A 22,753-nucleotide genomic window follows, 5' to 3' on the forward strand; every position below is an offset into this window, starting at 1 on the left:
TGAAAGGAGGATAAGTCGAATATGGATGTTAGCGGCCGATTATCCTTTTTTGCGGCATTGTTCCGAGTAGATGAACAGCCAGTAACAGGAATGTGGTTACTTTATATTACAACTATCGTCTTATCCATCATTGTATTCAAGCTAGGTTTTGCGAAAAAGTTGCCACTTGCTAAAACGATTATCATTTATATCTTTTTAATTTTAGGTTGTACGATTTTAACCTTTCTAGGCGTATTTTTACCAGTCGCAGAAGGTTTAGTTGTTGCTTCAATCATTTTAATTATTTATAAAATTCGCCTGAAACAACAAAAGAAAATCGAAGCCAGTGCGAATTCATCGGAGGGGAAACTGTGAAATCGCTTCAAGATGCCCTTTATAATTGGTTAACGATTAAAGTTGTATGTGACGAGCGTCCAGATGATACGGCGGCTTTAGAAACGAAAGAACTTTTCGATAATATTTTACAAAAAGATCATGGTGTTTCTGATATCGTCGTCACGACGGATGCTGTCATGTATTATGTAGAATATACTCACGCAGACGAACAAAAAAAAGCTAGGTATCCTAGAGAACTTATTGAAATCATGCTTGACCAAATAAATCATGCCCCCGAGAAATATGTAAATTATCCTAGTTAAGTTTAATAAAAAAGAGCACGTTGCAAAACGTGCTCTTTTTTATTACGATTCACCATTCATCTTCATTAGTTTTAGGTCGATTAAATTGAAATTTTCCAGAGTCTAATCGTACTTTTGTTTTTTCTGCTATTCTTTCATCACAGTCTTTACACATAAATGTATGAATCGGTCGATTTCTTAACCTTTTAGCTTGTAATGATTCATTTTCAATCGATTCCACTTTATCACAAATGACACATTTTACTTTCATAATACACCTCGGTTAATAGTTAAATCCTGAATAAATCACTTCGTTAAGGTATAGTATATCATTGTTAAGTACATTTGTATAAACGGGGTCATTTTATCAAGATATTCAAAAGACTTGTCAGTTGATGTATGAAATGGATAAATGTATGATGATGGTAGTGAAAAGGAGGAAAATGATTAATGCCAAACCAAGTAGAACCAAAACTTATTAAACCATTATATGATGAGCTTCAAAAAGAGCGTTTTGTCACTCTTGCAACCATTGATTTTGAAACAGGTGGGCCTAATGTAAGTGCTATATCCTGGATATTGGCGAAAGACGAAGAAACTATTTATTTTGCTGTCGACAACCGCTCAAGAATAATACAAAATATCCAACAAAATGCCAAAGTAGTGATTAATATCATCACAAATGAATCTACTTATTCAATCAGCGGTCACGCTTCGCTCAAGGAAGAAAAACTAAGTGATGTACCATTAAAATTAGGCTTAGTTGATGTGAAAATTAATGAAGTACGTGATGTTATGTTTTATGGTTCGAAAATTACAGTTGAACCACAGTATGATAAAACATACGATAAAGATGCTGCAGCTAGACTTGATAAACAAGTGATGGATGCTATAAGAAAAGCTTAGTCAGATGACTAAGCTTTTCTCATTTTTTAAATGATAAGAAAGTATAGCAACTTTCTGGGTATCGAAGCATTTGCTTGGCAAACCAAAGAACGGTTTGCATATGTGCGACTAGGTCTCTGTCTTCGTGTTCCTCGCTAATCGCCCAGTCTTCTTTATCGGGTATGGACAAGACGCCACGCGATTTTCTTATTTAATCTAGATGGTGGTTGGATTGTTTTTCTTGTTTGTTATTTAAATTTTTCTGATCTGATTTATTTAATTGCTTTTTAGAATCCTCGATTCCAGACTTTGGTTTTGGATCAATAATATCAGCCGGTATTTCTGGCATTAATCTGCCAGAAATATCTGCAAGCTCGTTTATAATCCCCTGAATAGGCTCTCCATTTTCGATATCTTCAGAGATCTCTTTTAGCCTTGCTGTTAAATCGGGATCTGCGATAACAATAGCTTTGGCGCCATAAGGATCGTTTTTTAAGCTTTCTGCTACTGAATATTTTATCGAGCCTACTTGGGACCGATCGATATTTTCCTTCACATCAATACCGACGATCGCATATTTCCCGATTACTACTGCTGTAGCATCGTTAATATTTGGCATACTTGAGGTAAGTTTCACTAAATGTTGGGCGATTTCTTGGCCTGTTTTACGATCAACTTCTTGAAGAGTAGAATTTTTTACTTGAATTAAATTTTGCTGTTGTTTTTCTACAACTCCATTATTATTACATCCGCTAATAATGAATAATAAGGTAAGGAGTAGTAATCCTATTTTCATGAGCAGTCTCCTCCAAATCATTTAACACTTTATTGAAATATTAAATCCACCCATTAAGTGAAGCTGTAAATAAATAAACTCTTACCAATCCATTAATATTTATTGTGCAAAAATTCTTCTATCTTTATACGAATAAACATATATTTTAGCAAAGTCCCATCTTACTGTTTACACAAATTATAGACACTAGATCAGGAGGCGACAGATTGAATAAAATATATGTTCTTGATACTAACGTTTTGTTGCAGGACCCCTATTCAATCTTTTCATTTCAGGATAATGAAGTGGTAATTCCAGCTGTGGTGTTGGAAGAAGTGGACTCAAAGAAGCGTTATATGGACGAGGTGGGAAGAAACGCTAGAAAAGTCTCGAAGCTTTTAGATAGCTTGCGCGAAACGGGAAAATTACATGAAAAAATAGAACTTGAAAATGGTGGTTTTTTACGTATTGAATTAAATCATCGCTCTTTTCAACAACTACAAGAAATATTTGTTGAAAAGACAAATGATAATCGTATTCTTGCCGTAGCAAAAAATTTGAATTTAGAAGAAGAATCAAAAGAAAATGGAAAAAAAGTAATATTAGTAAGTAAAGATGCCCTTGTTAGGGTGAAGGCAGATGCAATTGGGCTTTACGCCGAGGATTTTTTAAGTGATCGAGTGATTGAGGATGATTCCGTTTATACTGGCTTTTTGGAGGTTTATATTCCATTAGAGATTATAAGTCGTTTTTATGAAAAAGGTGAATTGTTACTTTCTGAAATTGTTAATCACCCTTTTTATCCAAATCAGTTTCTCATCATGAAAGATGCATTAGGTGGATCAGCCTCGGCTATAGGGATGGTTGATAAAACCGGAAAAAAAGTAAGGAAATTGGTAATTAATCATGAACATGTATGGGGAATACATCCGCGAAATGTACAACAAACGATGGCGATTGAATTATTATTAAGAAAAGATATTCCTTTAATTACGTTGATTGGAAAAGCAGGGACAGGAAAAACACTTCTCGCATTGGCATCTGGATTGATGCAAACTGAAGATTATGGGGAATATAAAAAACTTTTAGTTGCAAGACCAATCATTCCTGTTGGAAAGGATCTAGGCTACTTACCAGGTGAAAAACAGGAAAAGCTACGACCATGGATGCAACCTATTTACGATAATTTAGAGTATTTATTCAATACAAAAAAACCAGGTGAACTTGATGCGATATTAGCAGGAATGGGTTCGATTGAAGTGGAAGCATTAACCTATATACGTGGTCGCAGTATTCCTGATCAATTTATTATTATAGATGAGGCGCAAAACTTAACTAAGCATGAAGTAAAAACAATATTAACAAGAGTAGGGGAGGGAAGTAAGATTGTTTTAATGGGTGACCCAGAACAAATTGATCATCCGTATTTAGACGCATATAATAATGGTCTTACATACGTGGTTGAAAGGTTTAAAGAACAATTTGTTGCTGGTAGTGTGAAATTACTAAAAGGTGAGCGTTCTGGTTTAGCGCGTTTAGCCGCAGAACTACTATAGAATCAATAAGAGGAGACGAAGATGGAACTTCGTCTCTTCTTAGAGCACGCAAATCTCTCTAACATTAGTTATCGGTTGATTTTGATTAGAACCATCTCCAAAATATATATGAATAGGACCGTCTTCATATAATGGTTTCCCTTTATTCGAAAAGCCTAGTAAAAGCTCGTAACCTGCTGATAAATCAACTTCGATACTTTGATTTTCAGTGGTGATGGACAATTTTTTAGCATCCTCTAGTGGAGAAGCAGTCAGTAAAAAAGGTTTTAATGGAATTCCAAAACTTCCTGTAATTATCTGTTCTTTTATAAATGTCTTTTCTGAAATTTTTGTAGTTGGCAATGCAGCGCCCTCGATAATTTCGCGATCCCAATGGGAAGACATTTCTTTTGTATATTCTTCTAACTCGTTTCTATCCACTCTGTTTGACTGAAAATAACTGTCTAAATCGACTTTCCGATCATCAAATATCCATACTCCAGGGTCTAAGGTGATTGTATATTTCACTTTTCCTTTAATCATCACAATTTTTTCCATCTAGATGTATTCCCCCTTTTATCTTCCTAATGATTATACAAATAATAGATTAAAATGTCATTTTTCATCTTTATACCATAAGTCTCACATGAAACAAAGGTTGCATTTTTCTTGCTTTAAAGTTAAAATTTATAGATAAGAATAGGTATGGCTCTGAAATGGGGGGATCAATGTTGGCGTCTGAAATGATAATCAATCATCAAGAGAAAGCTTTTGCCATTTTGAAGGCTGACGCTGATAAAATTCTAAAGTTGATCAAAGTACAGATGGAAAACCTAACTATGCCACAATGTCCTCTATATGAAGAGGTATTGGATACACAAATGTTCGGTTTATCTAGAGAGATCGATTTTGCTGTTCGACTGGGTTTAGTCGACGAAAAAGAGGGAAAAGCTCTACTTGGTCAATTAGAACAAGAATTATCTGTGCTCCATGAGGCTTCTTTAAAAAAATAACATTCAAAAACTCAAACGATTATCATCAATTGTTTGAGTTTTTTTGTAATAATGAGTCCTCAAGACTTTTATCAATAGTACAAGATATAATAAATTAGTAGAAATAAGGATGAGGATTTATGTTTAAAAAGATATTAAAGTCCTATGATTACTCGCTTATCATTGCAATTATTCTTCTATGTTTATTTGGCTTAATTATGATTTACAGTTCAAGCATGGTATCTGCTATACAAAGATATGAAGTGGAAAGTGACTATTTTTATCAAAAGCAGAAAATATCATTAATATTAGCTGCATTGATATTTATAATAGTCGCTTTGTTTCCTTATAAAGCACTAGCAAGTAATAAAATCCTTGTACCGATGGTGTTTTTCTCCCTCATTGGTCTAGCTGGACTATTCGTATTTGGTCACGTTGCTGGTAATGCTCAAAGCTGGATTAAGATTGGGTCGTTTAGGATTCAGCCATCTGAATTCGTTAAATTAGGTGTCATTATTTATCTATCAGCGGTGTATGCGAAAAAGCAGAATTATATTAATGAATTTGATAAAGGGGTTGCTCCACCGTTAGTTTATTTAGTCCTCGCTTTTTTGTTAGTTGCTGCCCAACCAGATTTTGGAACAGCCGGGATTATTTTTTTAATTGCAGTAACGATCATTCTATCATCAGGTATGAATGTAAAGAATATTATTCGTTTAATAACAATAGGTGTATTAACGCTATCACCGATTTTATTTTTAATGAAGGATGAAATATTTTCAGATAAGCGAATTGGACGTTTTATTGCATTTAGTGATCCATTTGCAGTGGAACAGGATTGGGGCTTTCATCTTGTTAATTCATACTTAGCTATAGGTTCTGGAGGGATAAATGGATTAGGGTTAGGTAAGAGTATACAAAAACTAGGATATCTTCCTGAATCACATACAGACTTCATTATGGCCATTGTAGCTGAGGAATTGGGGATTTGGGGTGTTGGTTTTGTAATTATATCTCTTGGATTTATCGTTTTAAAAGGAATATTAATAGGGATGCGCTGTAAGGATCCATTTGGAAGTTTATTAGCAATAGGAATTTCCAGTATGATCGGAATACAATCCTTTATCAATTTAGCCGGTATTTCAGGACTAATCCCAATGACAGGGGTACCGCTGCCATTTATTAGCTATGGTGGTTCATCTTTACTCCAACTTTCTATCGCAATGGGAATACTTGTGAATGTATCTATGTTTGTAAATTATGAACATAAATATAAGCAAAAACAAGAAAAACCAAAATCAGAAAAAAAGAGTATCCCTTCTTATAAAAATACCGTTCGTTACTAAACAAAAAATAAAGCTGTGAGCTCTTACGAGCACACAGCTTTATTTTTTTGATCTTGATGCTAGTAAGATTAAATAGCTTAATACACCAAACAAACATGAAATAAAAAATGCATGTGCTAAAGCAATGTAGAGGTTTAGTCGAGTAAAGATAATTAGCATACCTGATAATACTTGTAATGACACTAGAATGAATGAAATCATCCATCCCCAATAAATCACTTTTTGGTTTTTGTAATTTTTAATCGCTAAATAAAAACAATAACCAATCCATATGAAAATGAGACCTGCAGCAGTTCTGTGTCCCATTTGAACCCATTCATAAAGGTTTTTAGGTAATGCAATGTCGCTATTTGAACATAATGGCCAGTCCAAACAAACAAGACTTGCATTCATATGTCTGACGAGAGCACCAGAATAAACGACGAAATAACTATAAATAGCAACGCCATAAATATGTTTTTTCATTTTTGAATCGATTGGAACTTTATCAGCCTCAAATTTTTTATCTACTTCAAAGATTAGAAGAGTAAGAAGTAATACAGAAGCAAAGGATATTAATGAAATACCAAAATGTAAAGCTAAAACAAAATCAGATTGCCCCCAAATGACAGCAGCAGCCCCAATCAAACCCTGTAACAAAAGGAAAAAGAAAGAAAGGATAGAAAGGAACTTTGTTTCACGAATATGACCAATAGATTTCCATGCCCATATCGATAAAATAAGAACCATGAAGCCTACAGCTCCCGATACAACCCTATGGGCAAGTTCGATAATTAATTCAACTGTTATATCGGATGGTATAAGTTCTCCATTACATAGCGGCCATGATCTTCCACAACCCATTCCAGAGTCGGTTTTAGTAACGAGTGCTCCACCTAATAAAATAAGTAGCATACCAATGGTTGTTAGAACGGCAAACCACTTTAATAGTCGATACAAACTATTCACCTACTTAGAACAATAAAGTTCAGATATTTGTCTTTCACAATTACGGAATGTATAATGAAAATTGGTTTGCATCGTAATTAGCAAACCCTTATACATAATAGCTGAAAAGTGCAAAAAAGAACAGAAATGAATGCTTAAAATATAAATTTTATTAATTTTGAACAATCTGAATACAATTAACACTATTATTATATTAATTATCGTTGAAAGATTTCTTTCCTTCTGTTAGAAATATAGGTAGGAAACTATGAATTAAATTTATTAAAAACAAGTATTCGTACATCTGACACAAAAAAGTCAAAAAATATACAAAAAAAGTTCACAAAAAAGTTCCAAAGTGTGATTTAATATATTGAGAATCAAATTATTTTTCTACACTAATATTTAATACTACCGTAATAGTGGAAACAGTTCTTTCCATTCTATTTTTATTTCCCTCGTTTGTTATTGCAAACATAGTATTTAAATAATTGTATGAAAAGAATGTTCAATCCTTCAATGGTTCTCGGGTGTAGATTAATCTAATTTAGTTCAGGAACGATTTTACTTGCATTTATCACTTTTATGTTTATCGATTGAGCGGTGTGTTTAGTTACATATCTTGTTGTTATCGCTTCCATTTTTACTTATGCCATAGGAGTAACCTTCGTCGTTTTGGCAACCATATTAAATATTGGTTGGTTTGCTTTAGGATTATATGGGTACAAAATCAGAGATGATATAAAATGGGCATTATTAATGTTTGTATACTCACTTCAATATTTGACTATTATGTTTGTAGCAATAGTCATCGTAACACTTATTTAATTTGGATAATCAATTTCATTCTTTATTAATTGGTTAAAAATAATTTTCTATGTTTATTCGCTAATTACATAAAGATGAAATTTATTTATATTTTTTTTGATCAAACATTTCAAAAAGAAACTTTAAAGAAAGAGGGGTTTGATTAAGCTATGAAAAGGCTTACGAAATGGCGTCTTTTTTCATTGTTTACAATGTTGACGCTTGTCCTTTCCGGATGTGGTAAACCGTTTTTATCAACGTTAAAACCTGCTGGTGAAGTGGCAAAAATTCAATATGATTTAATGTTGTTAAGTACAGCAATTATGGTTGGTGTTATTGCTGTTGTCACAATAATTTTTATTATTGTTGTGATGAAATTTAGAAGAAAGGATAATAAGATTCCAAAACAAGTTGAGGGAAGCCACACACTTGAAATTATCTGGACTTCTATACCAATTATTTTACTTCTTGTCTTAGCAATTCCAACAGTTTCTGCAACATTTAAATTAGCAGACGTATCTGAAATGGATAAAAAAGATGAAGATGGGAAAAGAGATGCTTTAGTTGTAAATGTTAGAGCTAATCTTTACTGGTGGGAATTTGAATATCCTGATCTAGGTGTTATAACTGGTCAAGAATTAGTCGTCCCAACTGATCAAAAAGTATACTTTAACTTAAAGGCCTCAGATGTAAAACATTCTTTCTGGATTCCAGCTGTTGGAGGAAAGTTAGATACGAATACTGATAATATTAATAAGTTCTGGCTGGAATTCGATTCTAAAGCTGCAGATGAAGCTGGTAATTTATTCTATGGAAAATGTGCTGAGCTTTGTGGTCCATCACATGCATGGATGGATTTCAAAGTAAAAGCGATGCCAAAAGATGAATTTGAAAAATGGGCTACTGCTATGCAAAATACGAAAGAAGAACAACCAGCTAATGCTTTAGCGCAAGATGGTCAAGAAATTTTCAATAAAAGCTGTATTGGTTGCCATGCTGTATCACCAGTTGATGGTAAACCTGAAGCAGCAAGAATGGGTCCTAACTTAGCAACATTTGGTGAGAGATCTCGAATTGCTGGTATTTTAGACCATACTGAAGAAGACTTAAAAAATTGGTTGAAAAATCCTGAAACATATAAGCCAGGAAATAAAATGACTGGACAATATGGGGATTTAACACCAGAACAAATTGATGCTTTATCGGCATACTTAATGAGTCTAAAAGTAATGGATTAATAAAGGATATAGTTTAAAAGGGAGGTAAAAAGGTGAGTACCTTAGCTCAAAAAAAGGGATTTGGCGCTACTTTATGGGACTTTTTAACAACAGTCGACCATAAAAAAATTGCAATCCTTTACCTTATCGCTGGCGGATTCTTCTTCCTAGTCGGTGGACTAGAAGCAATGTTCATCCGTATTCAACTTGCTATACCTCACAATGATTTTGTGAGTGCTGGACTTTATAATGAAATTTTAACAATGCATGGTACAACTATGATCTTCTTGGCAGCAATGCCTCTTGTTTTCGCATTTATGAATGCTGTGATGCCATTACAAATTGGTGCACGTGATGTTGCTTTTCCATTCTTAAATGCATTAGGTTTTTGGTTATTCTTCTTTGGGGGACTTTTCTTAAACTTATCATGGTTCCTTGGCGGTGCTCCAGATGCTGGGTGGACTTCATATGCATCACTTTCACTTGAATCGCCTGGACATGGAATTGATTTCTATGCGCTTGGATTACAAATATCAGGTGCCGGTACATTAATTGGGGGTATTAACTTCCTAGTGACGATCATTAATATGCGCGCACCTGGAATGACTTATATGCGTATGCCGATGTTTACATGGACAACGTTTGTAACATCTGCATTAATCCTATTTGCTTTCCCTCCATTAACTGTTGGATTATTTTTAATGATTTTTGACCGTATGTTTGGAGCAAACTTCTTTGATGTAAGTGCTGGCGGTAATGCTGTTATTTGGGAGCATTTCTTCTGGATATTCGGTCACCCAGAGGTATATATTTTAGTACTACCTGCATTTGGTATATTCTCTGAAATCTTTGCTATTTTCTCTCGTAAACGTTTATTCGGATATTCATCCATGGTGTTTGCGACAGTATTAATTGGATTTTTAGGGTTCATGGTTTGGGCTCACCATATGTTTACAACAGGATTAGGTCCAGTTGCCAACGCAATTTTTGCTGTAGCAACTATGGCTATTGGTGTACCTACAGGTATTAAGATCTTTAACTGGTTATTTACAATGTGGGGCGGAAGTATTAAATTTACTACACCAATGCTTTACGCTGTTGCCTTTATTCCTTCATTCGTTGCTGGTGGAGTTACAGGAATCATGTTAGCTTCAGCTGCTGCTGACTATCAATATCACGACACTTACTTTGTTGTAGCCCACTTCCATTATGTAATCGTTGGTGGGGTAGTATTCGCGATTTTAGCAGGTACGCACCTTTACTGGCCGAAAATGTTTGGTACAATGTTAAATGAATTTTTAGGAAAAATCACTTTCTGGTTATTTTTAATTGGATTCCATTTAACGTTCTTCATTCAGCATTTCCTTGGATTAATGGGTATGCCACGTCGTGTATTCTCTTTCTTACCAGGCCAAGGATTTGAAACGGGTAACTTAATAAGTACTGTTGGTGCCTTCTTTATGGCTGTTGCAGTAATTGTATTATTAATTAATGTCATCATGACTTCAGTTAAAAATGAAAGAGTTGGTAACGACCCTTGGGGTGATGGTAGAACATTAGAGTGGGCTATTTCTTCACCACCACCGTTTTATAATTTTAAACAATTACCACTTGTTCGTGGTTTAGATGCTTATTGGATTGAAAAAATGGAAGGCAAAAAAGAATTAACTCCTGCTGAACCGTTGGGTGATATTCATATGCCGAATTCATCTTTCATACCATTTGTGATTTCTTTTGGTCTATTTGTTGCTGCATTTGGAGCGATGTACCAATTTGATGATAAACCATGGGGTATACCGGTGTTAATTCTTGGATTCTTGATCACTTTAAGCTCAATGTTCTTCCGTTCAGTTAAAGATGATCATGGATTCCACATTCATAAAGAAGATTTAATTGATGATAAAGATAAGGGGGTTAAAGCATAATGCACGCAGAAGATAAAATGACTTATGAAACTTGGCCTGCGGCGCCAGAAAAAGCTACCCTTGATGGTAAAAATAAATTTCTTGGCTTTTGGTTATTCTTAGGAGGAGAGACGGTTCTTTTCGCCTCTCTCTTTGCAACCTATCTTGCTTTAAAAGATAAGGTACCTAGTGATACACATGCTTTGGCAAAAGATTTATTTGAGCTTCCACTCGTATTTATGGCTACAATGTTGCTTTTAACGAGTTCTTTAACGAGCGTTTATGCAATGTACCATATGAAAAACTTTGATTTTAAGAAAATGCAGCTTTGGTTAGGTTTAACTGTTCTATTAGGAGCTGGGTTTTTAGGACTTGAAATTTACGAGTTCAATCATTATGTGCATGAATATCATCACACATTTACAAGTAGTGCGTTTGGATCCGCATTTTATACGTTAACAGGATTCCATGGAGCACACGTTGCATTTGGATTAGCGTGGATTATTACTTTAATGATACGTAATTCAAAACGTGGATTAGACCTTTACAATGCTCCAAAGTTCTATGTAGCAAGTCTATACTGGCACTTTATTGACGTTGTTTGGGTATTTATCTTTACAGTAGTATATTTAATGGGAATGGTGGGATAAACTGATGGCGAATTTACAACCAGATTCAGGTAACCCAAGAGTTGACATTGAATACCGACGTAAGAAGAATAAAGAGGAAATGAAATATCAAGTAACATCATTTTCTTTAATGATCTTTCTAACGCTCATTGCTTTTTTTGCGGTAGGCTATGACTTATCAGCATGGTTTACTGTTCCGTTTATCCTTTTATTAGCTGCTGTACAAGTTGTATTTCAGCTATATTATTTCATGCATATGAGTCATAAAGGTCACGAAGCTCCTTCCCTATTTCTATACTCAGGTTTATTCATTGGGCTCGTAACGGTTTTGGCATTTTCAACCATCATTTGGTGGTAAAAGAGATGAAAAAGGAAATCAGATTTACTGATTTCCTTTTTCCATGTAAATACAGAAATAAGAATTTACTAGTAGAAGATAACTCTAGCAAAATTAGACTAGGATAAATTGGAAACTACGCCTGCGTTGCAGGTAATTTAATCGACTAGTATAATGTGGTTAGATTGTTAATATAAGAGGTGACCTTTAAAATGTTTTCACTTGAAATGTTTGGGTTTCGTGCGCTGTGGAGTCCTAACTTCTTTCTATTTTTACTAGCTCTTTTGTTTCTATTTTTTTTCGTAACTCACCTGAAACGTAATAAGTTTGCAGACAGTGAGCCTTTGAAGCGTTCAGAAGCGGTTTTATTTACACTAACGATTGTATTATTGTATTTAACAAAAGGTGGACCGCTGGATTTAATGGGGCATTTAATGTTTTATGCTCACATGATTCAAATGGCTGTTCTATATTTAGTCATACCGCCACTATTAGTCATTAGTATACCAACGTGGTTATGGAGAAAAATTTTAAATCATAAAGTAGTTAAGCCACTTTTTCATTTTTTCACAAAGCCATTAATTGCATTGATTATTTTTAATGGTATGTTTTCGTTTTATCATATCCCACTTATTTTTGACACGATTAAGTTAAGTATGTGGATGCACGCTAGTTACACAGCGATATTGTTTGTTTTTGCTATTGCTATGTGGTGGCCGTTAATGAATCGAATTCCTGAGTATCAATCTTTAAGTGGCTTAAAAAAGGTTGGATATGTATTTGCGGATGGTATTTTATTAACGCCAGCATGCGCACTTATTATTTTTGCAGATACTCCAATGTATGCAACTTATTCGGACCCAAGTGTATGGATGGAGGCATTAAAACTTTGTGTGCCAGCAGCTACCTTAACAACACTGAATTTAAGTGGACCAGAAGTTTTTAGTTCAATGTCTATTATTGATGACCAACAATTAGGCGGGGTCATTATGAAAATTATTCAAGAGATTGTTTATGGTGTCGTGTTAGCACAAATTTTCTTTAGTTGGTATCGAAAAGAACAAAGCGAATCCGAGGTAGATCAAAATCATTTAATGAATCCCCGATATGTGGAGTAATAGCAACTAAATTTGAATCTCATTTGAAAAACTCCTTTTATACTTGGGGGTTTTTTGTTTTGTTAAAATTTATACCAAATCTTTCCGTACTTTAATCTTGAAATGCTTTATATTATAGCATAAAATTATTTAGAACTATTGTTTTATCAAATTTATTATATTCATTTTGAAAGGACGTTTTTTTATGTCGCTCCCTATATTACCCACGATTAGCACTACATTTATTGTATTAAGTGCAATCACAGTTGCCATTGGATGGAGTCAAATTAAACAACGAAAAATCGAAGCACATAAAAAAACGATGATGTTAGCAGCTGTCTTCGCATTAATCTTTTTTATCATCTATGCTTCAAGAACGATTTTTATTGGTAATACTGCTTTTGGTGGTCCAGATAATATTAAAGTTTATTATACAACTTTTTTAATTTTCCATATTACATTAGCGACAATTGGAGCAATATTAGGTATTGTATCTTTATATACTGGAAATAAGAACCTTTTAAATAAACATCGTAAATTAGGGCCAATAACGAGTGTTGTATGGTTTTTTACCGCTATCACTGGTGTAGCTGTATATTTACTTTTATATGTTTTTTATAAAGGTGGGGAAACAACTTCGATGATAAAGGCGATTTTGGGTTTTTAATAGATAGTGTACTGAACTGACATTTTTAATGTCAGTTTTTTTAAAGGGATTTTGTTTAAAAAAAGCGAATTACTCAGTTTGACAATGATAAAAAGAGGAGAATTTAAATGGAGTTAAAAGTATTAACAGAAACAGATTATCAAGCGTCTATCGAATTATCGAGCTATGCGTTTCAATATACAGTTCCTACTGAAGATATTCCAAAAGTTAAGGAAAGGCTTCGAGATCATCATGTAGTTGGATTATGGGATGATATAAAATTAGCTGCAAAATTGCATATTATTCCCCTTCATATCGTAATGAATGGGCAGCATTGGAAGATGGGTGGAATTGCTGGTGTTGCTACCTTTCCAGAGTATAGAAGGAAAGGGCTTGTAAATGAATTAATGGCTTATTCAATAAATAAAATGAAAGAAGAAGGTCAAATTGTTTCATTACTTCATCCATTTAAAATTTCTTTTTATCGGAAATATGGTTGGGAGGTTTTCACTGAAAATCGAAAGCTTGAAATTGAGAGCAGTTTTTTAAAAATGACTCAACCGATAACAGGAAATATAAGAAGATTTTCAAAGGAAGATCATCATTCAGAAATAGAATCCCTTTATCAAGTTTATTGCAATCGTTATAACGGGATGCTAGTAAGAGATGAAATATGGTGGAAAAATAGTGTTTATAGTGATGCACAAATAGCTTTATACTATAACGAGGAGATGCAAGCAAAAGGATATATTTTATATAATATTAAGGACCGAGTAATGGACATCCATGAAATTGTTTCACTTGACCAGAATGCCAGGGTGCAGCTATGGAACTATATTTGCCAACATGATTCAATGGTGGATAAAGTGAAAATTCTCTTATCAGTACATGAGCCATTCCTATACTACTTAAGTGAGCCGAAGGTGAAGAATGAAGTCGAACCTTATTTTATGGCAAGAATTGTGGATGCTAAAAAGTGCCTGGAACAATATTGCTTTATTGATACAAAAGACAAAGTTATTATTCATTTAGAGGATGAATTTGCAAAATGGAACAACGGAACCTACTTTATTACTACTGATGAAATCAAATCATTTAATGCAAAAGAAGGTAGTTATTGCCAGCATCCACCTAATCGAGGGCTAACGATGAATATAAACACTTTGTCAGCCATATTATTTGGTTATAAAAGGCCGATAGAGTTATTTGAAATGGATTTCATTAAAGGTAACAGTGATGAAGTAAAAATATTGGATAATAAAATTCCGCGCGTGAATGGATTTTTTTACGATTATTTTTAATAAAAAGGCTCTGTTAAAGCGCAGTGTTGTTTATTCGCACTGTTGATGGGAGCGGAAGGCGCTTGACTCCTGCGGGAGCAGCGGGACAGGTGAGACCACACAGGCGAGAAAAGCGCTGAGGAGGCTCACCGCACGCCCCGCGGAAATCAAGCGCCTGAAGCGGAAATCAACAATCTACTTTAATAGAGCTAATAAAAAGAGGCATTTGCCTCTTTTATTATAATTTAAAATTTGTTTTAATTATTCCCGCTTCTATTGCTGAATTGTAAATAATAAGTAATAATGGTCCAATAATGAATCCATATATACCTAATAATTTAAAACCTAAATACATGGCAATGAGTGTTGATAGGGCAGATAATCCTATATGACTCCCCATTACTTTAGGTTCAACGGTTCGTCTGATGATAATTAGAAAGATTGCCAAAACCGATAATTGTGTCCCAAGGCTAATATCTCCAGTTAATAGATGAAATAGCGCCCAAGGGCCAAGAATAATAATTGATCCGATAATTGGGATAAAATCTATAATCCAGATGAATAGAGACAGGACTAGAGCAACTTTAGGTGTAATTAATAGTAATCCTATCAATGAAACAATAAAGATAATAATACTTACTAGTAATTGAGCTTTAAAAAATCCAAATATAACAAATGACAGTCTGGAACTCATGAAATTAACTTTATCAGCCGTTTTGTCTTTAAGATGGGAGTATAGTGTTTCTCTTAATCGGGGTAAGTCCAATAAAAATAAAAATAAAGCGATTAAATAGACAATAAAGCTAACTAAATAATCTGGAATATTAGTTAACACTGCTTTCACGTTATTTATATTTAAGTAGGCGATAATATCTTCCTTTACTTTAGTAAGAAAGCCTTGAACTTGCTTACTAATCTCATCGACAACTTCTTTTGGTAAATCTTTTGCTGCTGTAGTTAATTTTTCCTCCGCATGTACCCACTCATTGGAAATTTCAGTTATATATAAAGGAGCTTTTTGAATAATGTTAATCGCTTCAGAAATGACTTTAGTCGTTATAAAATATCCCGATATTCCAATGAATAATAGAAAGCTTATAAAAACAAGTAGAACGGATAATCGTTGATTCATTTTGAATTTTTTTTGCAGTAACTTTACTAGTGGTTCCAAAAATAATGCTGTAACTAAAGCGAAAATAAGTGGAACAGATACTGGTAATATCATATAGCCTAATAAGACAATCGCGATTATTCCAATTAAAATATATAAATTTCGTCGAGTAAAAATTACAGACAATGTAGAACCCCTTTCACAAAACTAACAATTTCTAATAAAAGTTACATTTAAATTATAGTATGCCTTTTATGATTTATACAATATAAATAGGTGATTTCTAGAATAATATTAATAATATTATATTTATTTCAAATTAATGGTTAATACGGTTTCGAATATAGATATTAGTGTGTAAAAAAATAAAAAAGACGCAGTAGTTGCGTCTAAATTATTACTTTGCAAATTTTTCAATTTGTCCCTTAATGTCTGTAAGGATTTTTTCACATTGACTAACAAGCGATTTAGGGAAGTTTTCTCCTTCTCCATATTCCACTCCGTGAGGGTAATAATGTTTACCAAGTAATGGTGTCATTAATTGTATCACAGCTTTATTTGTATCGACGTCACCTTCTACAGAATGACCAAATACACGTAAATAGTAAACTCCTTCTTTAAGTTCAAATTTACGATCGTATGTAACTCGTTCATAGTCCCATTGACCTTCGCGAACTAAACCAAAATCAAGCATTACTTCATCAAGACGGTTTACGTCAGCTTTGATTTTTTCGATACCTGTGTTCTCAAATTTCATAATTGTCCCTCCATTTTACACGCTAATAATAGCGTTCCCATTATTATCTCAAACTTAATAATAGTAGAAAAATGTTGAAGTTGCAATGACAAACGTTATTCATTTTAAGACAACACTCAGGAAAGTAAGGAATAGCATAAAAATACTATTTCGGGGAAACATATTTTAGTGTTCAGATGATGATTCACTAGCACATTTAGAAAAATACAGGAGGCATACACGTGGAAAATATTCGTGATATTATGACTGATGAAGTTGAATGTTGCTCTTTATTGGATAATGTGTTTGAAGTAGCATCGAAAATGAAAGAATGGAATGTAGGGGCAATTCCGATTGTCGATGGTGAGAGACTTGTGGGTATGATTACAGATCGTGATATAGTTGTTCGCGGTGTCGCAGAAAAACACCCTGGTTCTACTAAGGTCGAGGATATTATGAGTAGTGAACATTTGGTGACAGTGTCACCAGATACAAACACGAAAGAGGCTGCTCAATTAATGGCAAAACATCAAATCCGGAGACTTCCTGTTGTCGAAGGAGATAAACTAGTTGGAATTGTTGCACTTGGAGATTTGGCAGTTCGTGAGTTAACAGATGATCAAGCTAAGAAAGCATTATCTGATATTTCTGAGACAGGATATAATGGACTACAACATTAACTAAGGCGCCTTAAGGCGTCTTTTACTTTTAATTCACAATATTTTTGTACAAACTTTAGATTGTTAGCTAACAAAGAAGGTTATTGATGTTATAATATTTGATAATAATATTAATAGAAAGATTAGAAAAAGTGGGAGAGGAGGGCAACCTCTGCGTGGACTTATTCGTATTTTAATTTTATTGGCAATTTTTTTAACGGTTGGATTTTATGCTAATTTTAATCAAGATAATAAAGACGAAGGATTAATACAAAATGAAAAGCCAACTTCAGAAGTTGATGATACTCTTTCAAAAACACCAAATGGGAATACTAATTATTCTTCACAAGAAAGACCAAAAGAAGGAATATCAACTTTAATAGGTAAAGATTTAAAGACTTTGGAAAAGACTTTAGGTAAACCAATTCGAATTGATCCATCCTATTATGGTTATCAATGGTATATTTATAATACAGATTATAATCAATATCTACAGGTTGGGATAGAGAATAACAAAGTTGTTACAATATATGCTATTGGTAAAGATTTAAATGTAGCGCCTTTCAAAATTGGACAATCAATTGAAGAAGTCTTTTCAACCGTTTTTATCGAAACGAATATAAATATTGACCTTAATGATAGTTCCTATCGTTTTGAATTAAACGATACGGATGTCAATATGAGACCACTTATACAATTAGGAAATATTTTTGCTGAAATTTATTTTGATAAATTTACTGGTAGTCTTTCAAGTATTCGCTTTCTAGATTCACTAACATTAATTAAACAGAGGCCTTATGAATTGGTGTATCGCGGGGAGCTGATTGAACCTAAACCAATTGAAGATTTTGAGTGGGAGAAAATTGAAAAAGCGACTGAGCAACAAATATTTGATTTAACTAATATTTTGAGGCTACGTCATCATTTAAATGCAGTAGAATGGGACGAAAAGACTTCCGAAGTAGCATATGGACATAGTAAAGATATGTTTACAACAAATACATTTTCCCATACATCAAAAGAATTTGGGGAGTTATCTGATCGGTTAAAAACAGCAGATGTTTTTTACAAGCTTGCTGGGGAAAATATAGCAGCAAACTATATTGACGGACCTGCAGTAGTCGAAGGTTGGTTAAATAGCAAGGGGCATCGCGAGACACTGTTAAATAATGAATTCACCCACTTAGGTGTTGGAGTTTATCACAAGTATTACACTCAAAATTTTATACAAAGATGGGAAGAATAATAAGACAGAGCTTTTTATTTGAAAAGCTCTGTTTCTTTTTCTTTTTCTGTAATAATTTCAAATTTTAAAAAACGAAATTGATTTTCTTGCCAGTTTCCGTATAATCGGACAAGCTCACCGACTTTTAAGGAAATTGGTTGCATATTTTTCGTAAAAGGTGTTACCCTTGAAACTTGGATTGTCTTTGTTTCCGTCAATAGATGTATGTCAATTACTTGGATAAAGCGATGATAATAAAATCTTTTTTTCGATTCGACAATTTGAAGAATCTCACCCGAAACGATAGCCTCTTCAATTAACTGATTGAGACTTAACCATTTTTCTTCATTTTCCTTCATATCTTTTCTAGTCACCCAATAAAAGTAAAAACATATGATGGGAATGAGAATTGCTGTAACCATGAGATGTACCTCTATTCTTTCTTTTCAATGATGAAGAATGTTCCAGTCGCATGAGCAATTTTCCTTCCGTCGGAACGATAAACATCTCCAGTAATAAGCATTACTTTAGTACCTTTATGACTTACTTCAGCTTTACAAGTGAGATACTCTCCTTTTCCGACAGAAATGTAATGGACATTTAATTGACTTGTGACAGCCGTGTATCCTACTGGTAAGAGAGAATTAGCTAGATTCCCCATAGCAGAATCAAGTAATGTAGCTGTTATCCCGCCATGAACAATATTTAATGAGTTATTTAAATATGAATATAAAGGAATGGTGACCTCACAAACATGATCATTGATTGTCCGTTCCATGTGCAAAAGCCCACCGATATAAGAAGTATTTATTCCTAGTTGCTTATTTTGAACGCCTTTCAAGATATTTTTAAGATTTTCTAATTCTTCTTCATTGTCTCGTGAAATGCACTCTTCGAATAATTGTCTAATTTCTTCCTTCATTAGTAAACCTCTTTTCCATAATCTTTAAATATCTTATCATTTTCATTCCTTAATTTATAGACTACCATGTATGAACTTTTCACCAAATGAATGGTAGTATCATATCTTATAATAGGCGCAACCTGAATGACTCGAGGTGATTGTAAAATGACTTCAAAAAAACAACATCCAAATGTTATTAAATTTAAGGAGTTTGTAATGAAACATCCAAAGATGACCACTGAAGTGCGAAGTGGGGTTGTAACATGGCAAGAATTATATGAAGATTGGTACTTGCTTGGTGAGGATGATCCTAGGTGGAACGAATTTAAAGAGGGCACTGTGAAAAAAGAAATGGAAGAAACGAATACTGAAAACAAATCAGACTGGATGACGCAAGTATTTGGTTACTTGAAGACAATGGATATCAATCAAATACAACAGCATATTAATCACGTAAGCCAAGCGATAGGAGCAGTTCAAGGGGTATTGTCACAATTCCAGGCGCCATCACAATCTACTGCTCGTAAAGAACCAAACCAACCTTCACATCCGTTTTCGTTTCGTAAGGATTAAGGAGAGAATAAGATGAGAATGGAAATTTTTGAGTATCTTCAGGAAAGAAGCGATTTAAAAGAATTTATTCGGCAGCAACCGATCTGGTATAGGAAGCTGACAAGAAATCCGCAAGATTTACAATCCTTTGAGACGGCATCTTTGCAATATTTTCGCAAAACAATTCCTGATCATGTAGAAAAATTTTCGAATAGTGTTCAAATGGCTTCGATGATGATGCATATGTTTCAAGCGATGAATCAAAATGAATCATAAAGACTTTCTTTCATAATGAAGGAAGTCTTTTTTGATGGAGTAGAAATAAATTGAATAGCAAACAATACAAGTAAAGGAGTGATGGACATTGAAAGGAATTTTTAGGCTATTTATCATTCTCACAATTCTTCCTTTATTTGCATGTCAAAAAGATATACCTAAACCTGAATCGAGAAATATCATTTTTCCTTCCGTTACATTGGCTTCTGCTTCGGGATTTGTAAAAACTCAAAAGGATTCCTTTATCGTAAATCATTTTATAAGAGGAAATGATGTTTTTATTGAGTGTAGGATTTCAAATTTTTCTTTTAGAAATTCTGAAAAGAATGGAAATCAAACTGGTAAAATGCTCGTTTTTATAGATGGAAAGAAAAAACAAGAGTACTCAGCAGCTGCTTTTATATTGAAAGATCTTTCAAAAGGTAATCATCGAATTTCTTTACAAATTGTGGATGGAAACGGTCAAAAGACCTCATTGAAAAAAGAGTTTATGGTAACTATTCCTTAGGAGACTAAATATATATCAGAAGCAAACGCCTCGCTTTTCGATTTTAACTCTTCATGTTAATATAAGAAGTGGAGGTGAGCGAACGTGCTTGCTACAAGTGAACGAATTCTACTGTTAGATCATTCAGTAGAGTTAGCCGAATGGATTATTCAATCTGATATTGTTGAGCAATATCAAATTTCTTTATATAAATTAAGAGCGAATAAAGAATCTCAAAGAAAAATTACCGCTTTTAATCGTTTAAAAGATCGATATGAAGAGGTACAACGCTTTGGTAAATATCATCCCGATTATAAGGTAATTATGACTCAAATCCGAGATGTTAAAAGGGAAATGGATTTAGATGATCATGTTGCCGAATTTAAGCAGGCCGAGAATGACCTACAACGCTTATTGGATGAAGTAAGTATGATCGTAGGAAAGTCGGTTTCTGAACATGTAAAAGTACCGACAGGCAATCCGTTTTTTGATTCTTCGTCTGGCTGTAGTGGAGGATGTGGTTCAGGTGGAAGCTGTGGTTGCTCTTAAACGTCGTCACAAAATGCTTTGAAAAAGTCTTACCTAGACGGTAAGACTTTTTTTAGATAAGAAAGTATAACATTTTCGGACTTCGAAAATTGTCCAGCTACAGCGCCTAGCCCCGACGTACAGGATGTACTAGTGTCGACAATGCGACAGGACGTCGCGCCCTTGTCGACCTCTAGGTCAAATTTTCGCCAGCCAAAAAGTCAAAGAACGACTTTCCGGCTGGCGAAGCATTTGCTTATCGGGGCTGATCAAGGCGCTTGCGCTTTTCTTAATATTGTAAGAAACAATTGATAAACAATCTTTTGATATGATAGACTAAATAAAATAACGCGTTTTGAAGGGGTAGTTAGATGTTCGGTCAGCGTCAAGGATTGATCGTTTGGCTTCATTCACTTAAACAAGCCAAAATGTTAAGAAAATTCGGGAATGTCCATTATGTATCCAAAAAATTAAAATATGTGGTCATTTATTGTGACCAAATCGATGTGGAACAAAATATCGAAAAACTCCGTAATTACTCATTTGTTAAAAAGGTTGAACCTTCCTATAAACCATTTTTAAAAATGGAATTTGAGAACTCTTCACCTGATAAAGCAAAAGAATATGATTATAAAATGGGGATCTAGGGTGAGGAATATTTCCTCACCCCATCTTTTTTATAATGTCTATTTAAAGCGTTCTAGCTCCTCGAGGTCAAATGTTCGACACTCAAAAAGTCAAAGAACGACTTTCCGAGTGTCCAAGCATTTGCCTGGCAAACCAAAGAACGGTTTGCATAAGTGCGAATAGGTCTCTGGCTTTGCTGCTCTCGCCAATCGATCAGTCTTCTTTATCTGAGCTAATCAAGGCGCTTCGGCTTTTCATGTTATCTTAGCTGGGGGATAAAATGATTCAATCGTAAGATTCCAATTAAGTATTGAAAATATAAGGCAGATTCAGCAAATTGATTAGAAGGTTTAACCGTTAACTCAATAATCGTTTTTTGAAGTTCATCTGCGATTTGTTGGAACAATTCATAACGTTTGTTTGAAATATTATGTGGATTTGGGATTCCTTCCCGACAAATATATAAAGCTTGGAATTCTCCAACTACCGTCGGTTTCATCACAACCACTAATGAAGTTACCTTTTTTTCATTGATATCTGTATGTAAGGCCATCATATGCAAAATTCGATTGTGGTTTGCCCGTGTTAGTTCTAATAATTCATAAATATCTGAGTATCCTTCACCTAATTCGATAAAACGTTGGATCATTTTAC

The 22,753-nt window shown here is 34.0% G+C and carries 29 protein-coding genes and 1 pseudogene; 21 read left to right on the forward strand and 9 right to left on the reverse strand.

Features of this window, described 5'->3' with window-relative positions:
- Positions 1-21 precede the first annotated feature (21 nt).
- Entirely contained in the window at positions 22-354 is a 333-nt protein-coding gene (locus ACFSO7_RS05165; protein ID WP_377875915.1) for a YlaH-like family protein, read from the forward strand.
- Positions 351-638 (forward strand): hypothetical protein, encoded by a 288-nt coding sequence (locus ACFSO7_RS05170; RefSeq protein ID WP_377875917.1) that lies wholly within the window; start codon positions 351-353, stop codon positions 636-638. The genes ACFSO7_RS05165 and ACFSO7_RS05170 overlap by 4 nt, the downstream gene beginning before the upstream one ends.
- 49 nt (positions 639-687) lie before the next feature.
- Here the strand turns inward: ACFSO7_RS05170 and ACFSO7_RS05175 are convergent, their stop codons facing one another.
- Positions 688-888 (reverse strand): YlaI family protein, encoded by a 201-nt coding sequence (locus ACFSO7_RS05175; protein WP_377875919.1) that lies wholly within the window; start codon positions 886-888, stop codon positions 688-690.
- A gap of 179 nt (positions 889-1,067) precedes the next feature.
- Between ACFSO7_RS05175 and ACFSO7_RS05180 the strand changes: the two genes are divergently transcribed.
- Positions 1,068-1,523 (forward strand): pyridoxamine 5'-phosphate oxidase family protein, encoded by a 456-nt coding sequence (locus tag ACFSO7_RS05180; RefSeq protein ID WP_377875921.1) that lies wholly within the window; start codon positions 1,068-1,070, stop codon positions 1,521-1,523.
- A 190-nt stretch (positions 1,524-1,713) separates the two neighbouring features.
- Here the strand turns inward: ACFSO7_RS05180 and ACFSO7_RS05185 are convergent, their stop codons facing one another.
- The gene (locus tag ACFSO7_RS05185) at positions 1,714-2,298 is read right to left on the reverse strand and encodes a YhcN/YlaJ family sporulation lipoprotein (protein ID WP_377875923.1); all 585 of its coding nucleotides are present in this window, start codon (positions 2,296-2,298) and stop codon (positions 1,714-1,716) included.
- A gap of 206 nt (positions 2,299-2,504) precedes the next feature.
- On the opposite strand from ACFSO7_RS05185, the gene ACFSO7_RS05190 reads away from it, so the two are divergent.
- The gene (locus ACFSO7_RS05190; protein ID WP_377875925.1) at positions 2,505-3,833 is read left to right on the forward strand and encodes a PhoH family protein; all 1,329 of its coding nucleotides are present in this window, start codon (positions 2,505-2,507) and stop codon (positions 3,831-3,833) included.
- Positions 3,834-3,872: 39 nt separating this feature from the next.
- Here ACFSO7_RS05190 and ACFSO7_RS05195 read toward each other — a convergent pair whose 3' ends face one another.
- Positions 3,873-4,370 carry a peptidyl-prolyl cis-trans isomerase gene (locus tag ACFSO7_RS05195; protein WP_377875927.1) on the reverse strand — a complete coding sequence of 166 codons (498 nt, stop codon included), beginning with the start codon at positions 4,368-4,370 and terminating at the stop codon, positions 3,873-3,875.
- Between the two features lie 173 nt (positions 4,371-4,543).
- Here ACFSO7_RS05195 and ACFSO7_RS05200 point away from each other — a divergent pair, with 173 nt between their 5' ends.
- Both ACFSO7_RS05200 and ACFSO7_RS05205 read left to right on the forward strand, forming a co-directional pair.
- Positions 4,544-4,825 (forward strand): Fpa/YlaN family protein, encoded by a 282-nt coding sequence (locus ACFSO7_RS05200; protein WP_377875929.1) that lies wholly within the window; start codon positions 4,544-4,546, stop codon positions 4,823-4,825.
- Between the two features lie 119 nt (positions 4,826-4,944).
- Positions 4,945-6,150 carry an FtsW/RodA/SpoVE family cell cycle protein gene (locus ACFSO7_RS05205; protein ID WP_377875930.1) on the forward strand — a complete coding sequence of 402 codons (1,206 nt, stop codon included), beginning with the start codon at positions 4,945-4,947 and terminating at the stop codon, positions 6,148-6,150.
- 39 nt (positions 6,151-6,189) lie between these two features.
- On the opposite strand, the gene ACFSO7_RS05210 is transcribed toward ACFSO7_RS05205, so the two are convergent.
- Positions 6,190-7,089: a COX15/CtaA family protein gene (locus ACFSO7_RS05210; protein ID WP_377875932.1), complete on the reverse strand. Its 900-nt coding sequence runs from the start codon at positions 7,087-7,089 to the stop codon at positions 6,190-6,192.
- A gap of 660 nt (positions 7,090-7,749) precedes the next feature.
- Between ACFSO7_RS05210 and ACFSO7_RS05215 the strand changes: the two are divergent.
- The 8 genes and pseudogenes from ACFSO7_RS05215 to ACFSO7_RS05250 form a co-directional block, all read left to right on the forward strand.
- Positions 7,750-7,905, forward strand: a pseudogene (locus ACFSO7_RS05215) (protoheme IX farnesyltransferase); the annotation flags it as partial.
- A gap of 149 nt (positions 7,906-8,054) precedes the next feature.
- On the forward strand, positions 8,055-9,122 hold the full coding sequence (gene coxB, locus ACFSO7_RS05220; RefSeq protein ID WP_377875934.1) for a cytochrome c oxidase subunit II: 1,068 nt from the start codon (positions 8,055-8,057) through the stop codon (positions 9,120-9,122).
- A gap of 32 nt (positions 9,123-9,154) precedes the next feature.
- Positions 9,155-11,026: a cytochrome c oxidase subunit I gene (ctaD, locus tag ACFSO7_RS05225; RefSeq protein ID WP_377875935.1), complete on the forward strand. Its 1,872-nt coding sequence runs from the start codon at positions 9,155-9,157 to the stop codon at positions 11,024-11,026.
- Positions 11,026-11,655 carry a cytochrome (ubi)quinol oxidase subunit III gene (locus ACFSO7_RS05230; RefSeq protein WP_377875937.1) on the forward strand — a complete coding sequence of 210 codons (630 nt, stop codon included), beginning with the start codon at positions 11,026-11,028 and terminating at the stop codon, positions 11,653-11,655. The genes ctaD and ACFSO7_RS05230 overlap by 1 nt, the downstream gene beginning before the upstream one ends.
- Before the next feature lie 4 nt (positions 11,656-11,659).
- Positions 11,660-11,992: a cytochrome c oxidase subunit IVB gene (gene ctaF / locus ACFSO7_RS05235; RefSeq protein ID WP_377875939.1), complete on the forward strand. Its 333-nt coding sequence runs from the start codon at positions 11,660-11,662 to the stop codon at positions 11,990-11,992.
- 191 nt (positions 11,993-12,183) lie between these two features.
- Complete coding sequence (ctaG, locus tag ACFSO7_RS05240) at positions 12,184-13,089, forward strand: cytochrome c oxidase assembly factor CtaG (protein WP_377875940.1); 906 nt, start codon at positions 12,184-12,186, stop codon at positions 13,087-13,089.
- Between the two features lie 184 nt (positions 13,090-13,273).
- Positions 13,274-13,735 (forward strand): DUF420 domain-containing protein, encoded by a 462-nt coding sequence (locus tag ACFSO7_RS05245; RefSeq protein WP_377875942.1) that lies wholly within the window; start codon positions 13,274-13,276, stop codon positions 13,733-13,735.
- 107 nt (positions 13,736-13,842) lie between these two features.
- Positions 13,843-15,015, forward strand: coding sequence for a GNAT family N-acetyltransferase (locus ACFSO7_RS05250; RefSeq protein ID WP_377875944.1), 1,173 nt, complete (start codon positions 13,843-13,845; stop codon positions 15,013-15,015).
- Between the two features lie 217 nt (positions 15,016-15,232).
- On the opposite strand, the gene ytvI is transcribed toward ACFSO7_RS05250, so the two are convergent.
- Together ytvI and ACFSO7_RS05260 are read right to left on the reverse strand one after the other, a co-directional pair.
- The gene (gene ytvI, locus ACFSO7_RS05255) at positions 15,233-16,291 is read right to left on the reverse strand and encodes a sporulation integral membrane protein YtvI (RefSeq protein WP_377875946.1); all 1,059 of its coding nucleotides are present in this window, start codon (positions 16,289-16,291) and stop codon (positions 15,233-15,235) included.
- Positions 16,292-16,502: 211 nt separating this feature from the next.
- Positions 16,503-16,862, reverse strand: coding sequence for a YugN family protein (locus ACFSO7_RS05260; RefSeq protein ID WP_377875948.1), 360 nt, complete (start codon positions 16,860-16,862; stop codon positions 16,503-16,505).
- A gap of 221 nt (positions 16,863-17,083) precedes the next feature.
- Between ACFSO7_RS05260 and ACFSO7_RS05265 the strand changes: the two genes are divergently transcribed.
- The gene (locus ACFSO7_RS05265) at positions 17,084-17,521 is read left to right on the forward strand and encodes a CBS domain-containing protein (protein WP_377875950.1); all 438 of its coding nucleotides are present in this window, start codon (positions 17,084-17,086) and stop codon (positions 17,519-17,521) included.
- Between the two features lie 181 nt (positions 17,522-17,702).
- Positions 17,703-18,746 (forward strand): CAP domain-containing protein, encoded by a 1,044-nt coding sequence (locus tag ACFSO7_RS05270; protein WP_377875952.1) that lies wholly within the window; start codon positions 17,703-17,705, stop codon positions 18,744-18,746.
- A gap of 14 nt (positions 18,747-18,760) precedes the next feature.
- Here the strand turns inward: ACFSO7_RS05270 and ACFSO7_RS05275 are convergent, their stop codons facing one another.
- On the reverse strand, positions 18,761-19,147 hold the full coding sequence (locus tag ACFSO7_RS05275; protein ID WP_377875954.1) for a hypothetical protein: 387 nt from the start codon (positions 19,145-19,147) through the stop codon (positions 18,761-18,763).
- 11 nt (positions 19,148-19,158) lie between these two features.
- Positions 19,159-19,647: a PaaI family thioesterase gene (locus tag ACFSO7_RS05280; RefSeq protein ID WP_377875956.1), complete on the reverse strand. Its 489-nt coding sequence runs from the start codon at positions 19,645-19,647 to the stop codon at positions 19,159-19,161.
- Positions 19,648-19,794: 147 nt separating this feature from the next.
- Between ACFSO7_RS05280 and ACFSO7_RS05285 the strand changes: the two genes are divergently transcribed.
- The 5 genes from ACFSO7_RS05285 to ACFSO7_RS05305 all read left to right on the forward strand — a co-directional run bounded on the left by ACFSO7_RS05285 (position 19,795) and on the right by ACFSO7_RS05305 (position 22,119).
- Positions 19,795-20,202 carry a YlbD family protein gene (locus tag ACFSO7_RS05285; RefSeq protein WP_377875957.1) on the forward strand — a complete coding sequence of 136 codons (408 nt, stop codon included), beginning with the start codon at positions 19,795-19,797 and terminating at the stop codon, positions 20,200-20,202.
- A 12-nt stretch (positions 20,203-20,214) separates the two neighbouring features.
- A complete protein-coding gene (locus ACFSO7_RS05290; RefSeq protein ID WP_377875959.1) occupies positions 20,215-20,457 on the forward strand; it encodes a YlbE-like family protein in 243 nt (80 codons plus the stop codon).
- 88 nt (positions 20,458-20,545) lie between these two features.
- Positions 20,546-20,965 (forward strand): hypothetical protein, encoded by a 420-nt coding sequence (locus tag ACFSO7_RS05295; RefSeq protein WP_377875960.1) that lies wholly within the window; start codon positions 20,546-20,548, stop codon positions 20,963-20,965.
- An 84-nt stretch (positions 20,966-21,049) separates the two neighbouring features.
- A complete protein-coding gene (locus tag ACFSO7_RS05300) occupies positions 21,050-21,493 on the forward strand; it encodes a YlbF/YmcA family competence regulator (RefSeq protein ID WP_377875962.1) in 444 nt (147 codons plus the stop codon).
- Between the two features lie 350 nt (positions 21,494-21,843).
- Positions 21,844-22,119, forward strand: a complete 276-nt coding sequence (locus tag ACFSO7_RS05305) for a YlbG family protein (RefSeq protein WP_377875964.1) — start codon at positions 21,844-21,846, stop codon at positions 22,117-22,119.
- A 239-nt stretch (positions 22,120-22,358) separates the two neighbouring features.
- Here the strand turns inward: ACFSO7_RS05305 and ACFSO7_RS05310 are convergent, their stop codons facing one another.
- Positions 22,359-22,748, reverse strand: coding sequence for a DUF7147 family protein (locus ACFSO7_RS05310; RefSeq protein WP_377875966.1), 390 nt, complete (start codon positions 22,746-22,748; stop codon positions 22,359-22,361).
- Positions 22,749-22,753: the final 5 nt, after the last annotated feature.

This window comes from Bacillus sp. CGMCC 1.16607 (genome assembly GCF_042683745.1).
Taxonomy (GTDB): domain Bacteria; phylum Bacillota; class Bacilli; order Bacillales; family Cytobacillaceae; genus Pseudoneobacillus.

Excerpts from the sequence above, each read along its gene's own strand:
- ACFSO7_RS05260 (WP_377875948.1), bottom strand. The coding sequence starts at position 16,862 with ATGAAATTTGAGAACACAGGTATCGAAAAAATCAAAGCTGACGTAAAC.
- ACFSO7_RS05285 (WP_377875957.1), top strand. The coding sequence starts at position 19,795 with ATGACTTCAAAAAAACAACATCCAAATGTTATTAAATTTAAGGAGTTT.
- ACFSO7_RS05305 (WP_377875964.1), top strand. The coding sequence starts at position 21,844 with ATGTTCGGTCAGCGTCAAGGATTGATCGTTTGGCTTCATTCACTTAAA.
- ACFSO7_RS05310 (WP_377875966.1), bottom strand. The coding sequence starts at position 22,748 with ATGATCCAACGTTTTATCGAATTAGGTGAAGGATACTCAGATATTTAT.
- ACFSO7_RS05290 (WP_377875959.1), top strand. The coding sequence starts at position 20,215 with ATGAGAATGGAAATTTTTGAGTATCTTCAGGAAAGAAGCGATTTAAAA.
- ACFSO7_RS05180 (WP_377875921.1), top strand. The coding sequence starts at position 1,068 with ATGCCAAACCAAGTAGAACCAAAACTTATTAAACCATTATATGATGAG.
- ACFSO7_RS05185 (WP_377875923.1), bottom strand. The coding sequence starts at position 2,298 with ATGAAAATAGGATTACTACTCCTTACCTTATTATTCATTATTAGCGGA.
- ACFSO7_RS05250 (WP_377875944.1), top strand. The coding sequence starts at position 13,843 with ATGGAGTTAAAAGTATTAACAGAAACAGATTATCAAGCGTCTATCGAA.
- ACFSO7_RS05280 (WP_377875956.1), bottom strand. The coding sequence starts at position 19,647 with ATGAAGGAAGAAATTAGACAATTATTCGAAGAGTGCATTTCACGAGAC.
- ACFSO7_RS05275 (WP_377875954.1), bottom strand. The coding sequence starts at position 19,147 with ATGGTTACAGCAATTCTCATTCCCATCATATGTTTTTACTTTTATTGG.
- ACFSO7_RS05205 (WP_377875930.1), top strand. The coding sequence starts at position 4,945 with ATGTTTAAAAAGATATTAAAGTCCTATGATTACTCGCTTATCATTGCA.
- ctaF (WP_377875939.1), top strand. The coding sequence starts at position 11,660 with ATGGCGAATTTACAACCAGATTCAGGTAACCCAAGAGTTGACATTGAA.
- ACFSO7_RS05245 (WP_377875942.1), top strand. The coding sequence starts at position 13,274 with ATGTCGCTCCCTATATTACCCACGATTAGCACTACATTTATTGTATTA.
- coxB (WP_377875934.1), top strand. The coding sequence starts at position 8,055 with ATGAAAAGGCTTACGAAATGGCGTCTTTTTTCATTGTTTACAATGTTG.
- ACFSO7_RS05165 (WP_377875915.1), top strand. The coding sequence starts at position 22 with ATGGATGTTAGCGGCCGATTATCCTTTTTTGCGGCATTGTTCCGAGTA.
- ACFSO7_RS05230 (WP_377875937.1), top strand. The coding sequence starts at position 11,026 with ATGCACGCAGAAGATAAAATGACTTATGAAACTTGGCCTGCGGCGCCA.
- ctaG (WP_377875940.1), top strand. The coding sequence starts at position 12,184 with ATGTTTTCACTTGAAATGTTTGGGTTTCGTGCGCTGTGGAGTCCTAAC.
- ACFSO7_RS05195 (WP_377875927.1), bottom strand. The coding sequence starts at position 4,370 with ATGGAAAAAATTGTGATGATTAAAGGAAAAGTGAAATATACAATCACC.
- ACFSO7_RS05175 (WP_377875919.1), bottom strand. The coding sequence starts at position 888 with ATGAAAGTAAAATGTGTCATTTGTGATAAAGTGGAATCGATTGAAAAT.